General features: G+C 67.4%; 9 protein-coding genes and 1 pseudogene. All 10 read left to right on the plus strand.

The genetic code is table 11. From position 1 onward, the window contains the following. Positions 1-727: pseudogene (gene garD / locus AC1DOC_RS08635) on the plus strand (galactarate dehydratase); the annotation flags it as partial. Between the two features lie 17 nt (positions 728-744). Then, positions 745-1506: an SDR family NAD(P)-dependent oxidoreductase gene (locus AC1DOC_RS08640; RefSeq protein WP_436287609.1), complete on the plus strand. Its 762-nt coding sequence runs from the start codon at positions 745-747 to the stop codon at positions 1504-1506. A 59-nt stretch (positions 1507-1565) separates the two neighbouring features. Then, positions 1566-2546, plus strand: coding sequence for a tripartite tricarboxylate transporter substrate binding protein (locus tag AC1DOC_RS08645; RefSeq protein WP_436287608.1), 981 nt, complete (start codon positions 1566-1568; stop codon positions 2544-2546). Further along, positions 2543-3634 (plus strand): lactonase family protein, encoded by a 1092-nt coding sequence (locus tag AC1DOC_RS08650; protein WP_436287607.1) that lies wholly within the window; start codon positions 2543-2545, stop codon positions 3632-3634. Before AC1DOC_RS08645 ends, AC1DOC_RS08650 begins: the two co-directional genes overlap by 4 nt. A gap of 40 nt (positions 3635-3674) precedes the next feature. Then, positions 3675-4667, plus strand: a complete 993-nt coding sequence (locus AC1DOC_RS08655; protein ID WP_478129669.1) for a Bug family tripartite tricarboxylate transporter substrate binding protein — start codon at positions 3675-3677, stop codon at positions 4665-4667. Between the two features lie 115 nt (positions 4668-4782). After that, a complete protein-coding gene (gene asd / locus AC1DOC_RS08660; RefSeq protein WP_478129670.1) occupies positions 4783-5634 on the plus strand; it encodes an archaetidylserine decarboxylase in 852 nt (283 codons plus the stop codon). Positions 5635-5813: 179 nt separating this feature from the next. Beyond that, positions 5814-6278: a winged helix-turn-helix transcriptional regulator gene (locus AC1DOC_RS08665; RefSeq protein WP_012746857.1), complete on the plus strand. Its 465-nt coding sequence runs from the start codon at positions 5814-5816 to the stop codon at positions 6276-6278. A gap of 102 nt (positions 6279-6380) precedes the next feature. Continuing rightward, positions 6381-6731: an FKBP-type peptidyl-prolyl cis-trans isomerase gene (locus AC1DOC_RS08670; protein WP_012746856.1), complete on the plus strand. Its 351-nt coding sequence runs from the start codon at positions 6381-6383 to the stop codon at positions 6729-6731. A gap of 166 nt (positions 6732-6897) precedes the next feature. Beyond that, positions 6898-7473 (plus strand): nucleotide exchange factor GrpE, encoded by a 576-nt coding sequence (gene grpE, locus AC1DOC_RS08675; RefSeq protein WP_027730027.1) that lies wholly within the window; start codon positions 6898-6900, stop codon positions 7471-7473. A 112-nt stretch (positions 7474-7585) separates the two neighbouring features. Then, the coding region (gene dnaK, locus AC1DOC_RS08680; protein ID WP_478129671.1) for a molecular chaperone DnaK at positions 7586-8916 on the plus strand (1331 nt) is incomplete at its 3' end.

Genomic DNA, 8916 nt, shown 5'->3' on the forward strand with positions numbered 1-8916 from the left:
GGTGGTGGGCGTGCAGTGCGGCGGCAGCGATGCCTTCACGGGCGTCACGGCCAACCCGGCCGTGGGCTTTTGCACCGACCTGCTGGTGCGCGCCGGCGCCACCGTGATGTTCTCGGAAGTGACCGARGTSCGCGAYGGCATCGACCAGCTSACSTCSCGCGCYRCSACGCCSGARGTGGCCGASGCCATGATCCGCGAGATGGCCTGGTACGACGCCTACCTGGACCGCGGCSGCGTYGACCGYAGCGCCAACACCACGCCCGGCAACAAGAAGGGCGGGCTCTCGAACATCGTCGAAAAGGCGATGGGCTCGATCGTCAAGAGCGGCAGCGCGCCGATCTCGGGCGTGGTTGCGCCGGGCGAGAAAGCGAAGCAGAAGGGCCTGCTCTACGCCGCCACGCCCGCCAGCGACTTCATCTGCGGCACGCTGCAGCTGGCCGCCGGCATGAACCTGCATGTGTTCACCACCGGCCGCGGCACGCCCTACGGCCTGGCCGAGGTGCCGGTGATCAAGGTGGCCACGCGCAGCGACCTGGCGCGCCGCTGGCACGACCTGATGGACGTGAACGYGGGCCGCATCGCCGACGGCGACGCCACCATCGAGGACATCGGCTGGGAGATGTTCCGCCTGATGCTCGACGTGGCCAGCGGCCGCAAGAAGACCTGGGCCGAACAGTGGAAGCTGCACAACGCGCTGGTGCTGTTCAACCCAGCCCCCGTGACCTGACTTCGAAAGGAAACACCATGGAAGACCTCAAGGGCAAGACCGCACTCGTCACCGGCGCCAGCACCGGCATCGGCGCCGCCGTGGCCATTGCGTTCGCGGCGCGCGGCATGCGCGTGGCGGTGCACTACAACAGCTCGGCCGATGCGGCCAACCAGGTCGCCGAGACCATCCGCCAGGCCGGCGGCGACGCCTTCACGCTGCAGGCCGACGTGCGCGACACGGGCGCGATCCGCGAGTGCGTCAAGCAGGCGGCATCGCGCCTCGGCCGCATCGACGTGCTGGTGAACAACGCCGGCAGCCTGGTCAAGCGCGTGCCCATCGCCGAGTTCGACGATGCGCTGTTCGACGAGGTGATGCACATCAACGCACGCTCGGTGCTCGCGTTTGCGCGCGAGGCGGTGCCGCTGATGCGCACGCAGGGCGGCGGCAACATCGTCAACGTGACCTCGGTCGCGGCGCGCACCGGCGGCGGACCGGGCGCCTACCTGTATGCGGGCTCCAAGGGTTTCGTGAGCACGGCCACGCACGGGCTCGCCCGGGAACTCGTCGGCGACAGGATCCGCGTGAACGCCGTGGCACCGGGCGTCATCCAGACGCCGTTCCAGGACCGCTTCTCGACGCCCGCCATGCTCGAATCGTTCCGCACCGCCATTCCCATGGGCCGCATCGGCTCGCCCGACGAATGCGTGGGCGCCTTCCTCTACCTGGCTTCGGAGCAGCTCTCGGGCTACGTGACAGGCCAGGTGATCGAAGTGAACGGCGGGCAGTACATGCCCTGACGCGGCAGGCGCGCTTTTTCGAGACACCGGAATCAGATCAATAACGGAGACAACACCTCATGAAGAGAAGCAGATTCCTTGGCGGCCTCGCCACCCTTTCGGCTGCGGCCGCCCTGTCGCTCGGGTTCGCCGCGACTGCCGCGGCGCAGGCCGGCGACTTTCCGAACCGCACGATCGAGCTGCTGGTGCCCTACCAGCCGGGCGGCGGCACCGACGGCCTGGCGCGCGCCTTCTCCGAGGCCAGCCGCAAGCACATTTCGCAGAGCATCGTGATCGTCAACCGCCCGGGCGCGGGCGGCGCCATCGGCTGGACCGAGGTGATCAACGCCAAGCCCGACGGCTACAAGCTCGCGGTGCTCACGGTGGAGCTGCTGACGCTGCCGCACCTGGGCCTGGCCAAGTTCAACTACGACGACTTCCAGCCGATCGCGCAGCTCAACGCCGACCCGGCCGCCATCACCGTCAAGGCCGATGCGCCGTGGAACACGATCGAGGAATTCCTCGCGGCGGCGAAGAAGTCGCCCGAGAGCGTGCGCGTCGGCAACTCGGGCAACGGCTCGATCTGGCACCTGGCCGCCGCGGCGCTCGAAGACAAGACCGGCGCCAGGTTCGGCCACATCCCGTTCCAGGGTGCGGCGCCCGCGGTGCTGGCGCTGCTGGGCGGACACATCGAGGCCGTGGCGGTGAGCCCGGCCGAGGTCACGACGCATGTGCAGTCCGGCAAGCTCAAGGTGCTGATGGTCATGGCCGACAAGCGCGTGAAGGGCTTCGACAAGGTGCCCACCGCCAAGGAGCGCGGCATCGACCTGTCGATCGGCACCTGGCGCGGCCTCGGCGCCCCCAAGAGCACGCCGCCCGAAGTGATGGCCAAGCTGCGCGAGATCACGGCCAAGACGGCCGCCGAGCCGCTCATGCACGAGGTGATGGACCGGCAGAACCTCGGCTACGTCTACACGGACGGCGCGGTGTTCAAGGAAACCCTGGCCAAGGACAACGCCTATTTCAAGGCGCTGATCGCCAAGCTCAACATCAAGCCATGAACCACCGCACTCCCATCCTTCGCGCGCTCCAGGGCGCGGCCGCGCTGCTGTCCGTGGCCGCCATGGGCCAGGCCTGGGCCGCCACCTGGGTCTACGTGTCCAATGCCGACAGCCAGGAGATCTCCGTGCTCGAGCTGGACCGCACCGAGGGCGTGCTCAAGCCGGTGCAGACGCTCAACGTCGGCGGCACGGTCATGCCGATGGCCGTGAGCCCTGACAAGCGCGTGCTCTACGCCGCGCTGCGCTCGCAGCCGTTCCGCGTGGTCAGCATGTCGATCGACGCGGCCACCGGCAAGCTGCAGAAGCTCGGCGAGGCGCCGCTGGCCGACAGCATGGCCAACATCGACCTCGACGCGAGCGGCAAGTGGCTCTTCGCGGCCTCCTACCAGGGCGGCAAGATCTCGGTCAACGCCGTCGGCAAGGACGGCGCGGTGGGCCCGATCCAGCAGCTGGTGCAGACGGGCCCGAACGCGCACGCGGTCCACGCCGATGCGAGCAACCGCTTCGTGCTCGCCACCAGCCTGGGCGGCGACAACGTGTCGAGCTGGCGCTTCGATGCGGACAAGGGGCTGCTCGCGGCCAATGATCCGCCGCTGACCATGAGCACCGCCAAGTCGGGACCGCGCCACTTCGTCTGGGACAAGGCGCAGCGGCACGTCTACCTGCTGAACGAGCTCGACGCGTCCCTGCACGTGTACGCCTGGGACGCGGCGCGCGGCACGCTCAAGCTGGAGCAGAGCACCACCACGCTGCCGCCGGGCTTCGCGGGCAAGCCATGGGCGGCCGACCTGCACCTGACGCCCGACGGGCGCTACCTGTACGCCTCCGAGCGCACCTCGAGCACGCTCTCGGCGTTCAAGGTGGACGCGGCGAGCGGGCAGCTGCAGCCGCTCGGCCAGACGCCGACCGAGAAAGGGCCGCGCGGCTTCGCGATCGATTCGAGCGGCCGCTACCTGATTGCCGCCGGGCAGGAGTCGCACGGCATTTCGCTGTACCCCATCGACCCGGCCACCGGCGCGCTGGGCAAGCCCTCGCGCGTCACCGCGGGCAAGAACCCGAACTGGATCGAGATCGTCGACGCCCCCTGAGGTGGCGGCCGCCATCCACATCATCAAAGGAGATATTGCAATGCAACGCCGCACATTGATTCGCACCGCCCTCGCCTCTTCGCTTGCCGCGGGCCTGCCCGCGTTCGCGCAGGGCCCCGGCAACTGGCCCACGGGCAAGGCCATCACCTACCTCGTGCCCTTTCCCGCGGGCGGCACCACCGACGTGCTGGCCCGCCTGATCGGCCAGAAGCTCGGCCCGGTGCTGGGCACGAGCGTGATCATCGACAACAAGGGCGGCGCCGGCGGCAGCGTGGGCTCGGAAATCGGCTCGCGCGCAGCGCCCGACGGCTTCATGATGGTGGGCGGCACGATCAGCTCGCACGCGATCAACGTGAGCCTGTATCCGAAGCTCGGCTACGACCCGCAGAAGTCGTTCGCGCCGGTGACGCTGATCGGCACCAACCCGCTGGTGCTGGTGGTCAACCAGGCCAGCCCCTACAAGACGCTGAAAGACGTGCTGGAAGCCAGCAAGACCAAGTCGGGCGGGCTCTCGTCGGCCTCGGCCGGCACCGGCACCTCGCAGCACCTGTCGCTCGAACTGCTGGCGTTCAAGTCGGGCGTGAAGTTCACGCACATTCCGTACAAGGGGAGCGGCCCGGCGATCCAGGACGTGATCGGCGGCSAGGTCGACATGATGTTCGACACCACCGTGGTGGCGGGTCCGCACATCCAGAGCGGCAAGCTGCGCGCCATTGCCGTGACCTCGGCCAAGCGCCTGGCCTCGATGCCCGACGTGCCGACGGTCGCGGAATCCGGCATTGCGGGATTGCAGGACTTCGAGGTGCTGTCGTGGCAGGCGATCTTCGTGCCCGCGGGTACGCCGGCGCCCATCGTCGAGCGGCTGCACACCGAGATCCGCAAGATCCTCGCAACGCCCGAGATGCAGGAAAAGCTCAAGGGCTTCGGCATGGAGCCGGCCGACCTCTCCACGGCAAAGATCGCGGCCTTCCAGAAGGCCGAGGTCGAGAAGTGGGCGCAGGTGATCAAGGCCGCGGGCATCAAGGCGGACTGACGCCAACCGGGAAACGGCGCGCCGGATACAAGGGAAGCCTCCTACGCCCGGGCTGCCGGGCGCTTTATAGAATGCCCCTCCGATTCGCACTCCAGGCATTCCAGGCCTCCCACACGTGTCCGACCGCTCTGCCGTACTGCCCCAATACCTGTTCCCCAAGCAGGCCCTGACGAACTTCGCCGGCTGGGTCGCGGGCAAGGAACGCGGCGCCGTCACCACCTGGATCATCCGGCGCTTCGTTGCCAAGTACGGTGTCGACATGGGCGAGGCGCTCGAATCCGACATCAACCACTACAAGAGCTTCAACCAGTTCTTCACGCGCGCGCTCAAGCCCGGCGTGCGGCCTCTTGCGCAGGCCGACCTCGTGTGCCCGGTGGACGGCGCCATCAGCCAGTTCGGCGCCATCGAGGGCGACCAGATCTTCCAGGCCAAGGGCCACAACTACAGCACCACCGCGCTGGTCGGCGGCGACGCGGTGCTCGCGGCGCGCTTCGCGCATGGCAGCTTCGCCACGCTGTACCTGAGCCCGAAGGACTACCACCGCATCCACATGCCCTGCGACGRGCGCCTGGTGCGCATGATCCACGTGCCGGGCGACCTGTTCTCGGTCAACCCGGTCACCGCGCGCGGCGTGCCCGGGCTGTTCGCGCGCAACGAGCGCGTGGTGTGCGTCTTCGAATCGGCGCACGGGCCCTTCGTGCTGGTGCTGGTGGGTGCCACCATCGTCGGCAGCATGGCGACCGTGTGGCACGGCGTGGTCAATCCGCCGCGCGGCGGCGAGCTGCGCGAATGGCACTACGCCGACCAGCAGATCCTGCTCAAGCAGGGCGAGGAGATGGGCCGCTTCCTGCTCGGCTCCACCGTCGTCATGCTGTTCCCGCCGCCCCCGCTGGCCTTCAACCCGGACTGGGCGCCCACCCGGCCGGTCCGGCTGGGCGAAGCCATGGCCAGTTTCGCGAATTTGTGAAGCTTTGTCTCACGGCCCGCATGCAGCATGCACCCGTAGCTATAAAACTAGTAGCATCGTGATCCTTGCGCTATAGTCGCCGACGCAATGCGCGGTCCCTGATAGCGAGCCAACAAGAACGCGAGGCACCGGCCCTGCCCAGGACCGACGGCCCGCCCAGCCCCGAGGAGATGATGTCGATGAGTACCAAGGAAAACGCAGCCGTCAGCCAGCTGCTTGCGCTTCTCGAGGCCCGCTACGCACTTCGCGTGCTCTGGGCGCTGCGCGACGGCCATGCCCAGACCTTCCGGCTGCTGCAGGACAGCGTCGGCAGCATCACCCCCAACACGCTCAACACCCGCATCAAGGAACTGCGCGAGGCGGGCCTCGTGAGCCACGGCGGCGACGGCTACAGCCTCACGGTGAGCGGACAGGACCTTCTCAAGCGGCTCTCGGACCTGCAGGCCTTCGCGGGCAAATGGCAGCTGGGCCAGGTCAAGAAGGCCGCGGCACCGGCGGCGCCCACGCCTGCTGTGCCTTCATCGCCTTCGTCGTCTTCGCCTTCGGCGCCTCCTTCTTCCTCTTCCCCGGGCGCACCGCCCTCCGCCCCGCCTGCGGCGCCCTCCCCGCCCTCCTCCGTCCCGCCTCTTGACACTGGCAATTGAGCAGGCCGGCCGGGCCGCTGCCGGGGCGTCGGTAAACTCCGCGCCTTCGGTCCGTTTATCCATCCACCTTCCATCCTCCCATTGACGCAAGGAGCGTTCAACATGCCTACCACTCCCTCCGGCCTGCAATACGAAGACACCACCGTGGGCGACGGCGCAGAAGCCAAGGCCGGCCAGCACGTGCACGTGCACTACACCGGCTGGCTCTACAACGACGGCGTGCAAGGCGCCAAGTTCGACTCGAGCCGCGACCGCAACGACCCGTTCGCGTTCTCGCTGGGCGCGGGCCAGGTCATCAAGGGCTGGGACGAAGGCGTTGCCGGCATGAAGATCGGCGGCAAGCGCACGCTGATCATTCCCGCTTCGCTGGGCTATGGCGCACGCGGCGCAGGCGGCGTGATCCCCCCGAACGCCACCCTCAAGTTCGACGTCGAACTGCTCGACGCGCACTGAACTCGCCCCCGGGGGCCGCGCGCACTGCGTGCCGCTACGCCCTCCCGTCGGCGCTTTTGTCCCCGTTGCGGCCTTCCGGCCGCATTTTTTCGCTTGAAAAGCCCCTGACCAGCCCCAAGTGGCTGGCTATCGTTTGTTTCCCGGCCTCCCGCCGGTTCTTTGAAAAATGTCTGACCCGCAACAATCCGCACAGAATTCGCAAATGCTGCAAGGCGAGCCAAGCCCCGAAGAACTGGAAGCCGCACAGGCTGCCAACGAAGCGGAGGCGCAGGATGCGCTGGCCGTGGCCCAGGGCGAACTCGCTGCCCTGCAGGCCAAGAACGCCGAGCTGTCCGACCAGTACCTGCGCGCCCAGGCCGACGTCCAGAACGCCCGCCGCCGCGCCGACGACGAGATCACCAAGGCGCGCAAGTTCGCGGTCGAAGCCTTCGCCGAGAGCCTGCTGCCGGTGACCGACAGCCTCGAAGCCGGCCTGGCCGTCAAGGACGCCACGCCCGAGCAGATCCGCGAAGGCGCCGAAGCCACGCTGCGCCAGCTCAAGAGCGCGCTCGAACGCAACAAGGTGATCGAGGTGGCCCCGGCCCCCGGCGCCAAGTTCGACCCGCACCAGCACCAGGCCATCTCGGTGGTGCCCGCTCCCGAGCAGGAGCCCAACACCGTGGTGACCGTGCTCCAGAAGGGCTACACCATCAACGACCGCGTGCTGCGCCCGGCGCTGGTCACGGTCAGCGCCCCCAAGTAAGCGGCGCGGTACACACGATTCCCACAGGAAATCCCCGCTTCATACCTTGAATCGCGCCGGGTTATCCACAAGTTCATAACAACATATTTTTCAGGCTTTCAGGAGTAAGAACATGGCAAAGATCATCGGCATCGACCTCGGCACCACCAACTCGTGCGTGTCGATCATGGAAGGCAACACCACGCGTGTGATCGAGAACTCGGAAGGTGCGCGCACCACGCCGTCGATCGTGGCCTACCAGGAAGACGGCGAAGTGCTGGTCGGTGCCTCGGCCAAGCGCCAGGCCGTGACCAATCCCAAGAACACGCTGTACGCGATCAAGCGCCTGATCGGCCGCAAGTTCGAGGAGAAGGAAGTCCAGAAGGACATCGACCTGATGCCCTACACGATCGCGAAGGCCGACAACGGCGACGCGTGGGTGGAAGTGCGCGGCAAGAAGATCGCGCCCCAGCAGGTCAGCGCCGACATCCTGCGCAAGATGAAGAAGACCGCCGAAGACTATCTCGGCGAGCCCGTGACCGAAGCCGTGATCACGGTGCCGGCCTACTTCAACGACGCGCAGCGCCAGGCCACCAAGGACGCCGGCCGCATCGCGGGCCTGGACGTCAAGCGCATCATCAACGAACCCACCGCCGCGGCGCTGGCCTTCGGCCTCGACAAGCAGGACAAGGCCGACCGCAAGATCGCCGTGTATGACCTGGGCGGCGGCACCTTCGACATCTCGATCATCGAAATCGCGGATGTCGACGGCGAGAAGCAGTTCGAAGTGCTGTCGACCAACGGCGACACCTTCCTGGGCGGCGAAGACTTCGACCAGCGCATCATCGACTACATCATTGCCGAGTTCAAGAAAGAACAAGGCGTGGACCTGGGCAAGGACGTGCTCGCGCTGCAGCGCCTGAAGGAAGCCGCCGAAAAGGCCAAGATCGAGCTGTCGAACAGCGCGCAGACCGACATCAACCTGCCCTACATCACGGCCGACGCCTCGGGTCCGAAGCACCTGAACATCAAGCTCACGCGCGCCAAGCTCGAAAGCCTGGTCGACGAGCTGGTCGAGCGCACCATCGCGCCCTGCCGCCTGGCCATCAAGGACGCCGGCATCAGCGTGTCGGACATCAACGACGTGATCCTGGTCGGCGGCATGACCCGCATGCCCAAGGTGCAGGAAAAGGTCAAGGCCTTCTTCGGCAAGGAGCCGCGCAAGGACGTGAACCCCGATGAAGCCGTGGCCGTCGGCGCAGCCATCCAGGGCCAGGTGCTCTCGGGCGACCGCAAGGACGTGCTGCTGCTGGACGTGACCCCGCTGTCGCTCGGCATCGAGACCATGGGCGGCGTGATGACCAAGATGATCACGAAGAACACCACGATCCCGACGAAGTTCGCGCAGACCTTCTCCACCGCCGAGGACAACCAGCCGGCCGTGACCATCAAGGTGTTCCAGGG

This window comes from Variovorax sp. 01T439_2 (genome assembly GCF_056398445.1).

Excerpts from the sequence above, each read along its gene's own strand:
- AC1DOC_RS08640 (WP_436287609.1), top strand. The coding sequence starts at position 745 with ATGGAAGACCTCAAGGGCAAGACCGCACTCGTCACCGGCGCCAGCACC.
- AC1DOC_RS08645 (WP_436287608.1), top strand. The coding sequence starts at position 1,566 with ATGAAGAGAAGCAGATTCCTTGGCGGCCTCGCCACCCTTTCGGCTGCG.
- AC1DOC_RS08650 (WP_436287607.1), top strand. The coding sequence starts at position 2,543 with ATGAACCACCGCACTCCCATCCTTCGCGCGCTCCAGGGCGCGGCCGCG.
- AC1DOC_RS08665 (WP_012746857.1), top strand. The coding sequence starts at position 5,814 with ATGAGTACCAAGGAAAACGCAGCCGTCAGCCAGCTGCTTGCGCTTCTC.
- AC1DOC_RS08670 (WP_012746856.1), top strand. The coding sequence starts at position 6,381 with ATGCCTACCACTCCCTCCGGCCTGCAATACGAAGACACCACCGTGGGC.
- grpE (WP_027730027.1), top strand. The coding sequence starts at position 6,898 with ATGTCTGACCCGCAACAATCCGCACAGAATTCGCAAATGCTGCAAGGC.